This is a genomic window from Pseudomonas sp. ML96 (genome assembly GCF_000761545.1).
In the GTDB taxonomy this organism is placed as follows: Bacteria; Pseudomonadota; Gammaproteobacteria; order Pseudomonadales; family Pseudomonadaceae; genus Aquipseudomonas.
Genome location: NZ_JPMY01000009.1, coordinates 92,642 through 107,993, shown reverse-complemented (window position 1 = coordinate 107,993; position 15,352 = coordinate 92,642). Strand labels below are relative to the sequence as shown.

Genomic DNA, 15,352 nt, shown 5'->3' with positions numbered 1-15,352 from the left:
AAAAGTGCGCGGATTATAGGCACATTCCCGGGGCGTTACTACGCCTGCGTACTTATCCGTTGGTCGTGTCGCGATAGTCCGGGTGCTCGGCCAGGAGCCGTTGCAGGCGTGTCAGCGGGTCCTGGCGGTAGAAGCCGACGAGCTGCTGGTAGACGGCGGGGAAGGCCTGCTGCAGCAGGTCCGGGGCGCTGAAGAAGTATTCGCTGGTGACGGCGAAGAACTCGGCGGGGTTCTCCGCCGCGTAGGGATCGATGGCGGTGTGCGCCTCGGGATTGGCGTCGAGCGCGGCATTCATCTCGTCGTAGGCGGCCTGCATGGCGCTGGCCCAGTCGCCGATGCGCATGTCGCGGTGCAGCGGCGGCAGGCCGTTGGCGTCGCCGTTGAGCATGTCCAGCTTGTGCGACAGCTCGTGGATCACCAGGTTGTAGGCATCCCAGCCGCCACCGCTCTGTACACCGGGCCAGGCCATGATCACCGGACCTTGGTGCCAGGCCTCGCCACTGCGCTCGTCGTCCCACTCGTGTTCGATGCCGCTGGCGTCGCGGTGGCGCTGCGGGCTGACGAAGTCGTCCGGGTACAGGACGATTTCGTGGAAGCCCTGGTACCAGTCGAGTTCGGCCAGGTGCAGCAGCGGCAGCTCGGCCTGGGCGGCGAGGGTCAGGCGGTCGCTCTCGTCCAGTTCGACGCCGGGTAGGGCGGTGAGGCGCTTGTGATGGAGGAACAGGATGGCGCGCTGGAACAGGCGCTGCTCCTCGGCCTCGCTCAGGCCATCGAGGATCGGCAGGCGCGCGCGGACCTCATGCCAGTGGCGGGTGGTGTAGAGCGAGCGGGAGAGGATGCGCCGGCGGCGCCAGGCGCGGAATGACCACATGAATCTGTCTCGGGTGGGCGGCGAACGCGCAGGCGTTCGCCGGCCTGATCAATCGCCCAGTTCGAGGATGTAGTTCTTGAACTTGGTGTCTTCGCGGAAGCCGATGGACTCGTAGGTCTTCTGCGCCACTTCGTTGCTGATGCTGGTGGCGACGCGCATGCGCACGGCGTTGGTTTCCTTGGCCATCTGCTTGGCGGTTTGCAGCAGACGGTCAGCGACCAGCATGCGGCGGGCGTCTTCGGCGACATAGATGTCGTTGAGGATCCACACGCGCTTGAGCGACAGCGAGGAATAGCTGGGGAACAGCTGGCAGTAGCCGAGGAGCTTGTCCTCGTCGTCGGCCAGGGCCAGGTAGATGATCGATTCCTTGCGCTTGATGCGCGTCTCGAGGAATTTGCGCGACGAGTCCGGGAAGGGCAGCTCGCCATAGAACTCACGGTACTTGATGAACAACGGGGTCAGCAGGTCCAGGTGCTCCAGGGTGGCTTGGACAATGCGCATGGCGGGCCTCGGCGTCTGTGGAGTGGTGAGTAGGCAGCTGCAGGTGCTGTGCCAACGGTCAGCCCGATGCTGCCCAAAGATGCTGGAAAGCGCAATCCAAGCGAGCGTTTGATCTCGCTGGGGATAACGTCCCGGTGCTGCAACTTACCCCCAGAGGCTGTGGGTGATGCTGTGGATAAGCTGTCGGCAGCTGATGCCTGGGCAGAAGCCGCGCGGCCTGACTGTGGTTGGTTGAATTTCGATCTTGATCAGTGACTTACGTCACGGGTTAGGCACAGTAACTGTGGGCTTTGCTGTGGATAAGCTGTGCGCTCCAGCAGCAGGTGCGCGGCCGCCGTGGCTCGCAGCTGGCTGGGCGTTTTCTGTGCAGCCTGGGACCTCATTCTGTGACGAAAAGTTTGTCCACAGAAGCCTTGGGCAAAGTTGTGGACAAGCTGTTCGGCTATTGCCGGGAGCGCCGCCCGGCGCGTCTTGCAGCGGTCGGGCGGATTTTCGTCCAGTACTCAGAGGCGACCGTGTACGGCATCGCCGAACAGTTGGGCGACGTTGGCCTCGGTCAGAGTCCGTGGATTGCCGCCGGCGGAGGGGTCGACCACCGCCATCTGTGCGATCAGCATGGTCTTGCTGTCGTCGACGCCCAGTTCGGCCAGGCTGTGCGGCACGCCGGTGTCGCTGCGCAGCTGCAGGACCAGGTCGAGGAAGCTGTCGAAGCCGGGGTTGGTCAGCTGCAGGTAGGCCGCCAGACGGGTGATGCGCTCCTCGATGACCTCGCGGTTGAACTTCAGCACATAGGGCATCAGCGTGGCGTTGGTCATGCCGTGGTGGGTGTCGTACAGCGCACCGATCGGGTGCGCCAGTGCATGCATACCGCCCAGGCCCTTCTGGAAGGCGGTGGCGCCCATGGCGGCGGCGGCGAGCATGTCGGCACGGGCGTCGAGATCACCCGGCTGCTTGACGGCCCTAACCAGCGCGCCCTTGACCAGGCGCATGCCTTCCACAGCGATGCCGTCGGCCAGCGGGTGGAAGCCCGGTGCGCAGTAGGCCTCCAGGCAGTGGGAAAACGCGTCCATGCCGGTGCCGGCGGTGATGAAGGCCGGCATGCCCACGGAGAGCGCCGGGTCGCTGATGACGATGCGCGGCATCATCTGCGGGTGGAAGATGATGCGCTTGGTGTGGCTGCGCTCGTCGGTGAGGATGCCGGCGCGGCCGACTTCCGAGCCGGTGCCGGCGGTAGTCGGCACGGCGATCACCGGGGCAATGCCACGCGGGTCGGCACGGGTCCACCAGTCGCCGATATCTTCGAAGTCCCACACGGGCCTGGCCTGGCCGCTCATGAAGGCGATCAGCTTGCCCATGTCCAGGCCGCTGCCGCCGCCGAAGGCGACCACTCCGTCGTGCTTGCCGGCGCGGTAGGCAGCTAGACCGGCGTCGAGATTGCTCTCCACCGGGTTGGGCTTGAGGTCGCTGAAAAGCGCGGCGCTGAGGCCGGCCTCCTTGAGCGAGTCGAGGGCGGCGGTGGTGATCGGTGCGCTGCCCAGGCCGCGGTCGGTGACCAGCAGCGGGCGCAGCATGCCGACGCTCTTGCACAGCTCCGGCAGTTCCTTGATGCGGCCGACGCCGAAGCGCACCGAGGTCGGGTAGTTCCAGTTGGCGGTCTTGTTCATGGCGGGCTCCTGTCAGAGCTGCTGGCGCAGGTGGAAGGACTTGGGCCGGGTCAGGTGTTCGTAGCCCAGGCGCGACAAGGTGGCGCCGCGCCCGGTGTGCTTGACCCCGGTCCAGGCCAGGGCCGGGTCGAGATAGTCGCAGCGGTTCATGAACACCGTGCCGGTCTCTAGCTGCTGACCGATGCGCTCGGCGGCGTCCAGGTCCTCGGTCCAGATCGCCGCACTGAGGCCGTAGGGACTGTCGTTCATCAGGGCGATGGCGCGGGCGTCGCCATCCACCGGCATGATGCCGACCACCGGGCCGAAGCTCTCGTCGCGCATCACTGCCATCTCGTGATTCACCCCGGTGAGCACCTGCGGCGCCATATAGGCGGTGCCGGGGGCGTCGGCGGCGAACAGCGCGGGGTCGATCAGCGCCTTGGCGCCGCGGGCTTTGGCCTTGGCGATCTGCCCGCGGACGAACTCGGCGGCGCTGTTGCGTACCAGCGGGCCCAGGGTAGTGGCCTCATCCAGCGGGCTGCCCAGCACGTACTGCTTGGTCAGCTCGACGAAGCCCTCGACGAAGGCCGGATAAAGGGCTTTATCCACATAGATGCGCTCGATGCCGCAGCAGCTCTGCCCGGAGTTGAAGAAGCTGCCGTCGACCAGGTTTTCCACCGCGTGGGCCAGGTCGGCATCGGCGCGCACGTAGGCCGGGTCTTTGCCGCCCAGCTCCAGGCCGACGCCGATGAAGTGGCCGGCGGCAGCGCTCTCCATCAGCCGGCCGCCTTCCACCGAGCCGGTGAAGTTGACCTGTTGCACCTGGCCGGAGGCGATCAGGGTGGCGGTCTGGCCGTGGTCCAGCACCAGGTTGTGGAACAGTCCGGCGGGCAGCCCGGCGCGCTCGAAGGCCTGGGCGAAGCGCTCGCCGACCAACAGGGTCTGGCTTGCGTGCTTGAGCAGCACGGCGTTGCCGGCCATCAGCGCGGGGATGATGGCGTTCACCGCGGTCAGGTAGGGATAGTTCCACGGCGCCACCACCAGCACGGTGCCCAGTGGTTCGCGGCGGATATAGCGGCGAAACCCTTCCTTGGCATCGGGCACCACGTCGGCCAGGGCGCTTTCGGCGATGCCGATCATATGGCGGGCGCGCTCCTCGAAGCCGCGCAGCTCGCCGGCGCCGAAGCGCACTGGGCGGCCCATCTGCCAGGCCAGTTCGGGGACGATTTCGTCCTTCATCGCCAGCATGGCGTCCACCGCTTTCAGGCAATAGGTAGCGCGCTGGCCGATGGCGAGTTCGCGCCAGGCGCGCTGGGCCCGGGTCGCGGCGGCCAGGGTCTGCTCCAGGGCGCTGCTGCTGGCGATAGCGCGCTCGGCATAGAGGCTGCCGTCCACCGGTGAAATCAGGCGAATGCTGTTCATCTGCTGCTCTCCCTGTCAGTAGCGTTCGAAGCCGCGGCGCAGTTCCCAGTCGGTCACCCGGCGGTCGTACTCCAACTGCTCCCAGCGCGCGGTGTGCAGGTAGTGCTCGACCACGTCGTCGCCCAGGGCCTTGCGCAGCAGTTCCGAGCGGTCGAGGGCGTCGGCGGCGCCACGTAGGGTCTTGGCCACTTCCGGCAGTTCGTCGTCCTGGTAGGCATCGCCGGAGAAGGGCTCGGGGAGTTCGAGCTGCTCGTCGATGCCGGCGAGGCCGGCGGCGATCAGCGCGGCGTAGGCCAGGTAGGGGTTGAGGTCGGCGCCGCCGATGCGGCACTCGATGCGTATGCCCTTGCTGTCGGCGCCACACAGGCGGAAGCCGGCGGTGCGGTTGTCGCAGCTCCACACCGCGCGGGTCGGGGCGAAGGTGCCGGCCTGGAAGCGTTTGTAGGAGTTGATGTAGGGCGCGAGGAAGTAGGTGATGTCGCTGGCGTACTTGAGCTGGCCAGCCACCCACTGGCGCATCAGCTTGGACATGCCGTATTCGCCGGCCGGGTCATGGAACAGCGCCTGCTCGCCATCGAGGCTGAACAGCGAGTTGTGGATATGGCTGCTGGAGCCGGCCAGGTTGTAGTTCCACTTGGCCATGAAGGTGACGGCCTTGCCCTGTAGCAGGGCGATCTCCTTGCAGGCGTGCTTGATGATGCTGTGCCGGTCGGCCATCACCAGCGCCTCGGCATAGCGCACGTTGATCTCTTCCTGGCCCGGCCCCCATTCGCCCTTGGAGTTCTCCACCGGGATGCCGGCGGCCTGCAGGTGCTTGCGGATCGCCCGCATCACCGGCTCCTCGCGGATGGTCTGCAGGATGCTGTAGTCCTCGATGTAGTAGTTGGCCGTCTTCGGGTTCTGGTAGTGCTGGCCGTGGATGCTCTCGTAGCTCTGGTCGAACAGGTAGAACTCCAGCTCCGAGGCGAACATGCCCTTGTAGCCGCGCTCGGTGAGGCGGGCGATCTGCCGCTTGAGGATGCCGCGCGGGCTGTGTGGCAGGTCATGATGGTGATGGTCCTGTACGTCGCACAGCACCAGGGCGGTGCCTTCCAGCCAGGGCACCACGCGCATGGTGGAGAGGTCGGGCTTGAATACGAAGTCGCCGTAGCCCTGCTTCCAGCTGGCGGCGGCGTAACCGGGCACCGGCTCCATGTCGATGTCGTCGGCCAGCAGGTAGTCGCAGCCGTGGGTTTCCTCATGGGCGCTATCGAGGAAGAACTCGACCTGGAAGCGCTTGCCGATCAGGCGGCCCTGCATGTCGACCATGCAGGCCAATACGGTATCGATCTTGCCGGCCACGGCGAGTTCGCGCAGGCCGGCCAGGGTCAGGTGGGCAGTCATTCCGTTGGTCTCCGGAAAAGGTCGGCCGCGCCCATAGGCGCGGCCGGGGCTCATCAGCTATTGGTCTTGTTCTTTTCGCGCTGTTCCATGGCGAACTCCTCTTCTGGCGAGAGGATCAGGCGATGGCGGCCGACGATGGCGAAGTAGGTGATGCCGATGCCGAACCACACCGCCACCCAGAACACGCCGAGGGTGTAGGCCGGGTCGCCGGTGAGCTGGAAGTACAGGGTCACGGCGGCGATCAGCATGGTCAGCACGGCGCCCGGCACGCCCAGTGGGCTGCGGTAAGGGCGCTCGATGTCGGGCATCTTGCGCCGCAGCAGGATGAACGACAGGGCCTGCATGAAGTAGGAGAACATGGCGCCGAACACCGCCATGTTGAGCAGGGTGCCGCCGATCACCGCACCGCCCTTTTCCTCACCGAAGATGAACCACAGGGTCATCATCACCGCCAGCGCCATCAGGCTGCCGATCAGCATGGCCACGTGCGGGGTCTTGCGCTGGCCGTGGGTGATCGACAGTTGTGGCAGGAAGTAGCCGGCGCGGCTCAGCGAGTAGATCTGCCGGCCCATGGCGAAGATGATGGTGTGGAAGCTGGCCACCAGGCCGAGCACCGCCACCAGCGCCAGCAGCTTGGCGATGTCGTCACCGTAGATGGCCTTGAAGCCGTCCAGCAGCGGCTCGCCGGACGAGCCCAGGGCGTGGGCACCGACGCCGGTCACCGCCGGGTTCAGCCAGAGGATCATGAAGGCCGAGAGGATCAGGGTGAACATGCCGAGGATGATGCCCTTGGGCATGTCGCGTTTCGGGTCGACCGACTCTTCCGCCGCCAGCGGCAGCTGCTCGATGGCGAGGAACAGCCAGACCGCGAAGGGCATCGCCGCCAGCACGCCGAGCAGGCCGTTGGGTAGGAACGGGCCGTTACCTTCAGGTAGCTCGACACCGCCCGGGCCGACGTTCATTGCGAAGCGGTTGAAGTCGATGTGCGGGATGGCGCTGATCCAGAACACTACAAGGCAGGCCAGGGCCAGCAGGGTGACCACCAGGGTGACCTTGAACGACAGCTCCACGCCGATCACGTTGAGCCAGATGAACACCACGTAGAAGCCGATCCACCACAGCGGCTGATACTCGCTGGGCGTGCCGAAGATGCTGCCCATGTAGCTGCCGATGAAGAACACGATTACCGCCGGGGTGAGCACGTACTCGACGTTCTCCGCCAGGCCGGTGAGGAATCCTCCCCAGGGGCCCATGGCGCTACGCGCAAAGGAATAGGCACCGCCGGTGTGCGGCAGGGCCGGCGACATCTCCGCCAGGGAGAAGGTCAGGCCCAGGTACATGATGGCGATGATGATGGCGGCGATCAGCATGCTGCCCCAGCCATTGGCCAGGCCGAAGTTCCAGCCGGAGAAATGGCCGGAGATCACCGCGCCGACACCTAGCGCCCAGAGTGACCAGACGCCGGCATAGCGGCGCAGGCCGCGTTGTTCGAAGTAACTCTTGTCGACCGTTGTGTAACTGACTCCCGATTGCTGCTTCATGGTCCTCTCCTGCATTTCGCGTTGGCTCGGGTTCTTGTAGGAATTGCGGCCTTGCTTGAAACGGGATGGAGCACAGCGGCTGACAGCAGGAGGATGTGTACGGAGGAGGGCCCGGACGGGCTCGGCTGCCATGCTCGGCATGGCGGATGGTTGTTCCCCCGAGGGCCGGGAAACTCTCCCGGCGAGGTCGAAGCGCAGACGGACATCCGGTCGCTGACAGCTTGCGGGCATGGACGACGAGGAACCTCATGCCGTCTCGGTGTTCCGAGACTCCTGACACTCTAGTTGAGATTTCGCGGGGTGGTACGGCAGCCTGTCAGGTGCCGCCCTGTGCTACCCTGCGGCCAGTTCTGCCGGGGCCTCCCGGCCCGTTTCGAGGTCATCGATGCACATTCATATTCTCGGTATCTGCGGCACCTTCATGGGCTCCCTGGCGGTGCTGGCCAAGGAGCTTGGGCACCGCGTCACCGGCTCCGACGCCAGCGTCTACCCGCCCATGAGCACCCAGCTCGAAGCCCAGGGCATCGAGCTGATGCAGGGCTACCTGCCCGAGCATCTGCAGCCGGCCCCCGACCTGGTGGTGATCGGCAATGCCTTGAGCCGTGGCAACCCGGCGGTGGAGTACGTGCTCAACCAGGGCCTGCCCTATGTCAGCGGTCCGCAGTGGCTGGCCGATCATGTGCTGCAGGGCCGCTGGGTACTGGGCGTGGCCGGCACCCATGGCAAGACCACCACCACCAGCATGCTGGCCTGGGTGCTGGAGCATGCCGGCATGAGCCCGGGCTTCCTGATCGGTGGCGTACCGCAGAACTTCGGCGTGTCCGCGCGCCTGGGCGGCACGCCGTTCTTCGTGGTCGAGGCCGACGAGTACGACAGCGCCTTCTTCGACAAGCGCAGCAAGTTCGTTCACTACCGCCCGCGCACGGCGATCCTCAACAACCTGGAGTTCGACCACGCGGACATCTTCCCGGACCTGGCGGCCATCGAGCGGCAGTTCCACCACCTGGTGCGCACCGTGCCGGGCGAGGGCCTGATCATCCATCCGCAGGCCGAAGAGGCCCTGGCGCGGGTGATCAAGATGGGCTGCTGGACTCCGGTGCAAACCACCGGCGCCGACGGCCAGTGGCAGGCACGCCTGCTCAGCGAGGACGGCTCGCGCTTCGAGGTGGTGTTCGACGGCAAGGTCGAGGGCATCGTGGAGTGGGAGCTGACCGGCCAGCACAACGTGGCCAACGCCCTGGCCACTCTGGCCGCGGCGCGGCATGTCGGCGTGGTGCCGGAGCTGGGCATCGCCGGCCTGTCCTCCTTCAAGAGCGTCAAGCGGCGTATGGAGAAGGTCGCGGAAGTGAAAGGTGTGACCGTCTATGACGACTTCGCCCACCACCCGACCGCCATCGCTACCACCCTCGACGGTCTGCGCAAGCGCGTCGGCGCTGCGCAGGTCGTGGCCGTGATCGAGCCGCGCTCCAACTCGATGAAGCTCGGTGCCCACCGCGACGGCCTGCCGGACTCCGTGGTGCAGGCCGACCGGGTGTTCTGGTACGCCCCGGCCAATCTGGGCTGGGACCTGGCCGCCACCGTGGCCGGCTCCAAGGTGCCGACCCAGGTCTGCGATTCGCTGGAAACGATCATCGCCGGCGTCAAGGCCGTGGCTGCGCCTGGCACTCAGGTGGTGATCATGAGCAACGGCGGTTTCGGCGGCCTGCATGGCAAGCTGGCCAAGGCGTTGGAGGAATAAACGATGGCAGGTCCGGAACGCATCACCTTGGCCATGACCGGCGCCTCCGGCGCCCAGTACGGCCTGCGCCTGCTCGACTGCCTGGTGCAGGAAGACCGCGAGGTGCACTTCCTGATCTCCAAGGCCGCGCAGTTGGTGATGGCCACCGAGACCGACGTCACTCTGCCGGCCAAGCCGCAGGCCATGCAGCAGTTCCTCAGCGAGTACACCGGTGCCGCTCCCGGGCAGATCCGCGTGTATGGCAAGGAAGACTGGATGGCGCCGCCGGCCTCCGGCTCCGGTGCGCCAGCGGCCATGGTGGTGGTGCCGTGCAGCACTGGCACTCTGTCGGCCATCGCCACCGGCGCCTGCAACAACCTGATCGAGCGCGCCGCCGATGTGGTGCTCAAGGAGCGCCGCCAGCTGATCCTAGTGCCGCGCGAGGCGCCGTACTCCAGCATCCACTTGGAGAACATGCTCAAGCTGTCCAACCTGGGCGTGACCATACTGCCCGCGTCTCCCGGCTTCTATCACCAACCGCAGACGGTGGACGACCTGGTCGACTTCGTCGTGGCGCGCATCCTCAACTGCCTGGGCATCCCGCAGGACATGCTGCCGCGCTGGGGCGAGCATCATCTGATCAGCGGCGACGACTGATGAACGCGCGCGCCGTTTCTGGCGTGTTGCTGCTCTGCACGCTGCTGCCCGGCTGCGCCAGCGTAAGTACCCTGGGTGCGGCCAAGCCGGGCGCGCCGATCATCTATTCCGGCACGCGCCTGGATTGGTACTCGCTGCAGGGCGGTTGCTGCCCAGTGGAGCGTTTCGGCGCCGAGGCGCCCAAATACCCTGGTCTCGACCTGCCATTCAGTGGCCGCCGAACTGGGTATAGGCCTCGGCGTCAGCGGCGGTAACTAACTAAGAGCAGCGCTACTCAGGCGACAGCCTGGCAGACGTCCACCCACTCGCCTTGCACCAGCTCGGCCATGCGCTTCGGGCAGATGCGCACCGCACTGTGGATGGCGCCTGCCGCCGGCAGCACTTCTTCGTAGTCGAGCAGCGAGCGGTCGCAATACACCGCCAGGTCAGTGGCCAGGCCGAACGGGCAGACCCCACCGACCGGGTGCCCGGTCAGCGCCACCACGCTGTCTGCGTCGAGCATCTTGGCCTTGGCGCCGAAGGCTTCCTTGAGCTTGCGGTTGTCCAGGCGGGCATCGCCGCGCGCCACCACCAGCAGTTCACGCTCGCCGATGCGGAAGGCCAGGGTCTTGGCGATCTGTCCGGGTTCCACACCATGCGCCTCGGCGGCCAGGGCCACGGTGGCGGTGCTGGTTTCCAGCTCGATGATGGCGATGTCGGGGGCCTTGGCGGCGAAGAAGGCGCGGACCGATTCCAGGCTCATGGCGGTTTCCTTGGGCAAAAGCGCCATGCTTGCCGGCCGGCTCGGACGAGTCAACCTGCAGGGATCAGTCGGCCCAGCCGCGCCACACCCAGGTCATCGGGCGCGGGCCGGGCAGGTAGCTGCTCTGCACCTCGCGAATGTGCAAGCCGCCGGCGCTGAGCAGGGCGGGGATGTCGCGGTTGAGGTGGCAGCCGCCGGCCAATGGCTTCCACAGCGGGGTGATGCGGTTCTGCCAGGCGCGTACGCCGGCATCCGGTGCGCGGCCGTGCTCGCTGAACAGGAATTTGCCGCCGGGTTTGAGCACGCGGCGCATCTCCTGCAGCGCGGCCAGCGGATCGGGGATGGTGCACAGTGTGAAGGTACAGACGATGCTGTCGAAGCTGGCGTCGGCGGCCTGGATCTGCCCCAGTTCGAGGGCGACCATCTCCACCGGGATGCCGATGTCTGCCGCGCGCTGGCGCGCCAGGGTCTGCATCTGCGCCGCCGGGTCGACGCCGACTATGGCGCTGACCTTCTGCACGTCGTAGAAACTGAGGTTGAGCCCGGTGCCGATGCCGATCTCCAGCACCCGGCCTTCTGCCATGGGTACCACCTGGGCACGGGTCTTCATCACGTGGCCCATGCCACAGGCGAAGTCGATCAGGTGGGGCAGGATCTTGTCGTCGTAGAAGCCCATCAGCGACCCAGGCGGCGCAGTTCGTCGGACTCGACGATACGGATGCCGTCGCTCTCTTCCAGTGCCAGGCGCCACAGCGCGCGGGCCAGGGCAGCGACCTCGATGCCGCGGTACTTGCCGGGAATCCAGCGCAGCAGCGGCGCGGCCAGGCGTTCGCCGAGGCGGAACTCTCGGCGCGGGCCGAGCAGCAGGGACGGACGGACGATGGTCAGCTGCGGCCAGTCCATTGCTTTGAGCTCCTCCTCGGTCTCGCCCTTGACCCGGTTGTAGAACACCGTCGAGCGCGGGTCGGCGCCCAGGGCGCTGATCACCAGCAGGTGGCGGGTGCCCAGTTCGCGGGCGCGGCGGGCGAAGGCCAGGACCAGCTCCTGGTCGACGGCGCGGAAGGCGTCCTGCGAGCCGGCCTGGCGGATGGTGGTGCCCAGGCAGCAGAAGGCCGCATCGATCTGCCCGGCCAGTTGTGGCAGCAGGTCGCTCAGCTGGCCGACCGGGTTGTCCAGGTGCGGGTGCTCGGCCAGCGGGCTGCGGCTGGGCGCCAGCACGCGGCTGATGGTCGGCTCGTTGAGCAGGCGGTCGAGCAGGTGCTCGCCGGTGAGGCCGGTGGCTCCGGCGAGCAGGATGTGTTGGGGCGTCAAGTACATGCTTGTTCCTCCACTATTAACTGTCAGCTTAGAGCGAATCGGCAGATCCGGGTGGAAGTTGATCGCCGATTACTGCGCTTTCGTCGCCGCGGTCAGGGCCTGCTCGGCCTGTTGCTTACGTAGTTTCTTCCAGTGCTCCAGCACCGCCTGCGGTGCCCACAGTTGCGGCTCGGAAGGCTCGAACTCCTCGGCCTGCTCGCGCTCGGCGACCTTGGCCTTGGCCAGTTCGAAGGCGCGGCTGAGGTCGTCAGTTTCGTTGAGCGCCTCGGCGAACAGCGCGCGGCCGAAGTAGGTGAAGTCATTTTCCTCGGAGCAGCCGAACGACACCCGGTCGGCGCGGGCGGCGGTCATCACTAGGGTCTTGTCGTCCTTCAGCGGCGGGATGAAACCGCCCGAGTAGCAGGCCGAGATCACCACCACCTTGTGCCGGTCGTGCAGGGGTTCGAGCAGCGCGGCCAGCTCGCTGGCCGGCAGATCGGACAGCTGCAGGCGCGGCTGGTCGATGTTCAGCTGGTGATCGCTGGAGCCATGGCTGGTCAGGTAGATGAACACCAGATCCTCCGGGCCGCTGCGTTCGGCGAGGGCCTGCACGGCGCGGGTCAGGCTCTCGCGGGTGGCGAGTGGGCGATCACTCAGGTGATCGCGGTGGTTGGTCAGGGTGACGTTGCCACGGGCGCCGAAACGCTCGCGCAGCAGCGTGCTGACATAGTCGGCTTCGCGCAGGAACACGCTCTGCTTGCCGTCGCCGGCCAGGCTCAGGCTGTACAGCTCGACTGCCGGGGTGGAGGCGGGCAGGGCGTCCAGCGCTTCCTGCAATAGTTGACCCTGGCGCAGCAGGCCGAGTTCCAGCGGGTCCGGATGGGCCTTGCCGTCGGCGCCGCGCAGCAGCTCACCGTTGCTCCAGGTGCCCTGGGTGCGGCTGCCGTCGAGGGCGGTGAGGGTGCCTTCGCCGGCGTAGCGGCCATCGGCGAAGTGGCCCTGGTAGACGCTGCCGTCGGCCAGGCTCAGCTTGCCCTGGCCATGGAAGCGCCAGTAGCGGAAGTTGCCTTCGTAGTGGCGGCCGTCGGTGCCGCGGAATTCGCCCTTGCCGGTCAGGGCGCCGTTGACGAAGTTGCCGCTCCACACTTCGCCGTCGCCGTTCTGGAAGCGGCCCTTGCCGTGGAACATGTCGTTGCGGAAGCCGCCGGTGTAGCTCTCGCCGTCTTCGCCCTTGTAGCTGCCTTCGCCCTGCAGCATGCCCTTCTTGAAGGTGCCGCTGAACTGGCCCTCGGCGTTGCTGCGCAGGCCTTCGCCTTCCGGCTCGCCACGCACGAAGCGGCCCTGGTAGCGGCTGCCGTCCGGCCATTCGAGGGTGCCGAGGCCGTGGTAGCGGTCGTCGCGGAATTCGCCGCGATAGCTCATGGTGCCCTGCTGCAGGTAGCCCTCGCCATGCATGCGGTTCTGCTTGAAGCCGCCCTGGTAGCGGGTGCCGTCGCTGTAGACCAGCGCGCCCTGGCCATCGAACAGGCCGAGGTGGAAGGTGCCCTTGTAGCTCTCGCCGCTGGGGCCGTGCCATTCGCCGGGGCCTTCGAACTGGCCGTCCTTGAACTGGCCCTGGTAGTACATGCCGTTGGCGTAGTCGATGCGGCCTTCGCCCTGCAGGCGGCCGTCCACCACCTCGCCGCGATAGCGGCCGCCATCGGGCAACACGGCATCCGCCGGCAGCAGCGGTTCGCCATCGCCACAGGCGGCGAGCAGGAGGGCTAGGGTCAAGGGGGCTAGGCGGCGGGGCATGGCGGACGTCCTGGTCGATTTGCCCTGAGTATGCCAGCGGCAAATGAAAACGGGGCGCCTGAGCGCCCCGTCGGATACAGCGGTCTGCTTAGACGAAGCAGAGGGAAAGCGATTCGGCGATATAGGCCGGCTTCTCCTCGCCGTCGATCTCGAGGGTCGCCTCGACCTTGAACAGCCACTGGCCAGGGCGCTTCTCGGTGACTTCCAGGACCTTGGCGGACAGGCGCACGCGCGAGTCGACCTTGACCGGCTGGATGAAGCGGACGCTGTCCAAGCCGTAGTTGACGGCCATTTTCAGACCTTCCGGGACCAGCATCAGCTTTTCCATCAGCACCGGGATCAGCGACAGGCTGAGGAAGCCATGGGCGATGGTGGTGCCGAACGGGGTGAGCTTGGCCTTGACCGGGTCGACGTGGATGAACTGGTGGTCGCCGGTGCACTCGGCGAACTGGTTGATGCGTTGCTGATCGATGGTCAGCCACTCGGACTTGCCGAGTTCCTTGCCCACATAGTCTTGTAGTTGCGCGACGGGTACGGACGGCATGGTTCCTCCTTGAGGATGCGTGGTCGGTTGTTGTTCTTGGTAAACCAGGCTGGCCCTACAACATCACGACTGCGCGCCATGGGTCAAGCCGAAAGTCGCGGTTTATAGCGCTCCCTCAGGCGTGCCTATAATGGTCGCCTTTTCCTAGCCGGAGCCCTCTCGCATGCTGCTTCGCGGCCTGACCTGGCTGGTGCTGTTCCAGTTGCTTGGCACCGCCCTCAACGTGCTGTTCCTGCCGATGCTGCCGGGGCCGATCATCGGCATGCTGCTGTTGTTCGGTTTTCTCCTGCTGCGCGGCGAGGTCGGCGAGCCGATGACCGAGGCCGCCGCCGGCCTGCTGCGCTACCTGCCGCTGTTGCTGGTGCCGCCGGCGGTGGGAGTGATGGTGTATGCCGAGCAGATCGCCGCCGACTTCTGGGCTTTGGCCGGGGCCCTGGGCCTGTCGCTGCTGATTTCCCTGCTGTTCGCCGGCTGGCTGATGCAGAAGCTGATCGATCGCCAGGCGCGGCGCGAGGAGCGGCCATGACTCCGGACTGGCAGGGCGCGCTGCAGGCGGTACTGCACCATCCGCTGTTCGGCGTCGGCGTGACCCTGGCGGTGTACCAGGCGGCGCTGGCCGCCTACGAGCGCACGCGCTGGATGTTCCTGCAGCCGGTGCTGGTGTCGATGGCGGTGCTGATCGGCATCCTGTTGCTGGCCGGGCTGACCTACCAGGAATACCGCGAGAGCACCTTCCTGCTCAGCGTGCTGCTCGGCCCGACCACCGTGGCCCTGGCCGTGCCGTTGTTCCTCAATCTCAAGCGCATCCGCCAGCTGTTCTGGCCGACGCTGATTACCCTGCTGTTCGCCGGTGCCGTCGCCACCGCGCTGGGCGTGGCCCTGGCCTGGGCCTTCGGTGCCGAGCGGATGATGCTGATGACCATCGCGCCGAAGTCGGTGACCTCGCCGATCGCCATGCTGGTGGCCGAGCAGATCGGCGGCGTGGCGGCCCTGGCCGCGGTGTTCGTGCTGATCACCGGGGTGATCGGCGCCATGTGTGGCCCGGAGTTGCTACGCCGCATCGGTGTGCACCATCCGGCGGCCCAGGGCATGGCGCTGGGCATTACCGCCCATGCCGTGGGTACGGCGCGCGCGCTGCAGGAGGGCGAAGAGAGCGGCGCCTTCGCTGCCCTAGCCATGAGCCTGATGGGTATGCTCACCGCAGTGGTGTTGCCGCTGGTCGTGGCCCTGGTCGCCTGAGG

General features: G+C 66.7%; 15 protein-coding genes and 1 pseudogene. 5 read left to right on the top strand and 11 right to left on the bottom strand.

Annotated features, from left to right (window positions below; genetic code table 11):
- Positions 1-52: 52 nt before the first annotated feature.
- The 6 genes from IP89_RS06170 to IP89_RS06145 all read right to left on the bottom strand — a co-directional run bounded on the left by IP89_RS06170 (position 53) and on the right by IP89_RS06145 (position 7,361).
- Positions 53-871, bottom strand: coding sequence for a zinc-dependent peptidase (locus IP89_RS06170; RefSeq protein ID WP_043308402.1), 819 nt, complete (start codon positions 869-871; stop codon positions 53-55).
- Positions 872-919: 48 nt separating this feature from the next.
- Positions 920-1,372: a GNAT family N-acetyltransferase gene (locus IP89_RS06165; protein ID WP_043308401.1), complete on the bottom strand. Its 453-nt coding sequence runs from the start codon at positions 1,370-1,372 to the stop codon at positions 920-922.
- 503 nt (positions 1,373-1,875) lie between these two features.
- Positions 1,876-3,036 (bottom strand): iron-containing alcohol dehydrogenase, encoded by a 1,161-nt coding sequence (locus IP89_RS06160; protein WP_043308400.1) that lies wholly within the window; start codon positions 3,034-3,036, stop codon positions 1,876-1,878.
- Between the two features lie 12 nt (positions 3,037-3,048).
- The gene (locus tag IP89_RS06155) at positions 3,049-4,437 is read right to left on the bottom strand and encodes an aldehyde dehydrogenase family protein (RefSeq protein WP_043308399.1); all 1,389 of its coding nucleotides are present in this window, start codon (positions 4,435-4,437) and stop codon (positions 3,049-3,051) included.
- Between the two features lie 15 nt (positions 4,438-4,452).
- The gene (locus IP89_RS06150; RefSeq protein ID WP_043308398.1) at positions 4,453-5,820 is read right to left on the bottom strand and encodes a glutamine synthetase family protein; all 1,368 of its coding nucleotides are present in this window, start codon (positions 5,818-5,820) and stop codon (positions 4,453-4,455) included.
- A 53-nt stretch (positions 5,821-5,873) separates the two neighbouring features.
- The gene (locus tag IP89_RS06145; RefSeq protein WP_043308397.1) at positions 5,874-7,361 is read right to left on the bottom strand and encodes an amino acid permease; all 1,488 of its coding nucleotides are present in this window, start codon (positions 7,359-7,361) and stop codon (positions 5,874-5,876) included.
- Between the two features lie 385 nt (positions 7,362-7,746).
- On the opposite strand from IP89_RS06145, the gene mpl reads away from it, so the two are divergent.
- From mpl to IP89_RS22955, 3 genes and pseudogenes are all read left to right on the top strand, one after another.
- Complete coding sequence (mpl, locus tag IP89_RS06140; RefSeq protein ID WP_043308396.1) at positions 7,747-9,099, top strand: UDP-N-acetylmuramate:L-alanyl-gamma-D-glutamyl-meso-diaminopimelate ligase; 1,353 nt, start codon at positions 7,747-7,749, stop codon at positions 9,097-9,099.
- A gap of 3 nt (positions 9,100-9,102) precedes the next feature.
- Positions 9,103-9,735 (top strand): flavin prenyltransferase UbiX, encoded by a 633-nt coding sequence (gene ubiX, locus IP89_RS06135; protein WP_043308395.1) that lies wholly within the window; start codon positions 9,103-9,105, stop codon positions 9,733-9,735.
- Positions 9,735-9,993: pseudogene (locus IP89_RS22955) on the top strand (YceK/YidQ family lipoprotein). The gene ubiX and the pseudogene IP89_RS22955 overlap by 1 nt, the downstream one beginning before the upstream one ends.
- 16 nt (positions 9,994-10,009) lie before the next feature.
- On the opposite strand, the gene IP89_RS06130 reads toward IP89_RS22955, so the two are convergent.
- The 5 genes from IP89_RS06130 to IP89_RS06110 form a co-directional block, all read right to left on the bottom strand.
- Positions 10,010-10,477, bottom strand: a complete 468-nt coding sequence (locus IP89_RS06130; RefSeq protein ID WP_043308394.1) for a YbaK/EbsC family protein — start codon at positions 10,475-10,477, stop codon at positions 10,010-10,012.
- A 64-nt stretch (positions 10,478-10,541) separates the two neighbouring features.
- On the bottom strand, positions 10,542-11,153 hold the full coding sequence (locus IP89_RS06125; RefSeq protein WP_043308393.1) for a class I SAM-dependent methyltransferase: 612 nt from the start codon (positions 11,151-11,153) through the stop codon (positions 10,542-10,544).
- A complete protein-coding gene (locus IP89_RS06120) occupies positions 11,153-11,794 on the bottom strand; it encodes an oxidoreductase (RefSeq protein ID WP_043308392.1) in 642 nt (213 codons plus the stop codon). Before IP89_RS06120 ends, IP89_RS06125 begins: the two co-directional genes overlap by 1 nt.
- 69 nt (positions 11,795-11,863) lie before the next feature.
- Positions 11,864-13,567 carry a C13 family peptidase gene (locus IP89_RS06115; RefSeq protein ID WP_043308391.1) on the bottom strand — a complete coding sequence of 568 codons (1,704 nt, stop codon included), beginning with the start codon at positions 13,565-13,567 and terminating at the stop codon, positions 11,864-11,866.
- 88 nt (positions 13,568-13,655) lie between these two features.
- The gene (locus tag IP89_RS06110; RefSeq protein WP_043308390.1) at positions 13,656-14,111 is read right to left on the bottom strand and encodes a MaoC family dehydratase; all 456 of its coding nucleotides are present in this window, start codon (positions 14,109-14,111) and stop codon (positions 13,656-13,658) included.
- 163 nt (positions 14,112-14,274) lie between these two features.
- On the opposite strand from IP89_RS06110, the gene IP89_RS06105 reads away from it, so the two are divergent.
- Together IP89_RS06105 and IP89_RS06100 are read left to right on the top strand one after the other, a co-directional pair.
- On the top strand, positions 14,275-14,637 hold the full coding sequence (locus IP89_RS06105; protein ID WP_043308389.1) for a CidA/LrgA family protein: 363 nt from the start codon (positions 14,275-14,277) through the stop codon (positions 14,635-14,637).
- Entirely contained in the window at positions 14,634-15,350 is a 717-nt protein-coding gene (locus tag IP89_RS06100) for an LrgB family protein (RefSeq protein WP_043308388.1), read from the top strand. Before IP89_RS06105 ends, IP89_RS06100 begins: the two co-directional genes overlap by 4 nt.
- Positions 15,351-15,352: the final 2 nt, after the last annotated feature.

Excerpts from the sequence above, each read along its gene's own strand:
- IP89_RS06170 (WP_043308402.1), bottom strand. The coding sequence starts at position 871 with ATGTGGTCATTCCGCGCCTGGCGCCGCCGGCGCATCCTCTCCCGCTCG.
- IP89_RS06165 (WP_043308401.1), bottom strand. The coding sequence starts at position 1,372 with ATGCGCATTGTCCAAGCCACCCTGGAGCACCTGGACCTGCTGACCCCG.
- IP89_RS06160 (WP_043308400.1), bottom strand. The coding sequence starts at position 3,036 with ATGAACAAGACCGCCAACTGGAACTACCCGACCTCGGTGCGCTTCGGC.
- IP89_RS06155 (WP_043308399.1), bottom strand. The coding sequence starts at position 4,437 with ATGAACAGCATTCGCCTGATTTCACCGGTGGACGGCAGCCTCTATGCC.
- IP89_RS06150 (WP_043308398.1), bottom strand. The coding sequence starts at position 5,820 with ATGACTGCCCACCTGACCCTGGCCGGCCTGCGCGAACTCGCCGTGGCC.
- IP89_RS06145 (WP_043308397.1), bottom strand. The coding sequence starts at position 7,361 with ATGAAGCAGCAATCGGGAGTCAGTTACACAACGGTCGACAAGAGTTAC.
- mpl (WP_043308396.1), top strand. The coding sequence starts at position 7,747 with ATGCACATTCATATTCTCGGTATCTGCGGCACCTTCATGGGCTCCCTG.
- ubiX (WP_043308395.1), top strand. The coding sequence starts at position 9,103 with ATGGCAGGTCCGGAACGCATCACCTTGGCCATGACCGGCGCCTCCGGC.
- IP89_RS06130 (WP_043308394.1), bottom strand. The coding sequence starts at position 10,477 with ATGAGCCTGGAATCGGTCCGCGCCTTCTTCGCCGCCAAGGCCCCCGAC.
- IP89_RS06125 (WP_043308393.1), bottom strand. The coding sequence starts at position 11,153 with ATGGGCTTCTACGACGACAAGATCCTGCCCCACCTGATCGACTTCGCC.
- IP89_RS06120 (WP_043308392.1), bottom strand. The coding sequence starts at position 11,794 with ATGTACTTGACGCCCCAACACATCCTGCTCGCCGGAGCCACCGGCCTC.
- IP89_RS06115 (WP_043308391.1), bottom strand. The coding sequence starts at position 13,567 with ATGCCCCGCCGCCTAGCCCCCTTGACCCTAGCCCTCCTGCTCGCCGCC.
- IP89_RS06110 (WP_043308390.1), bottom strand. The coding sequence starts at position 14,111 with ATGCCGTCCGTACCCGTCGCGCAACTACAAGACTATGTGGGCAAGGAA.
- IP89_RS06105 (WP_043308389.1), top strand. The coding sequence starts at position 14,275 with ATGCTGCTTCGCGGCCTGACCTGGCTGGTGCTGTTCCAGTTGCTTGGC.
- IP89_RS06100 (WP_043308388.1), top strand. The coding sequence starts at position 14,634 with ATGACTCCGGACTGGCAGGGCGCGCTGCAGGCGGTACTGCACCATCCG.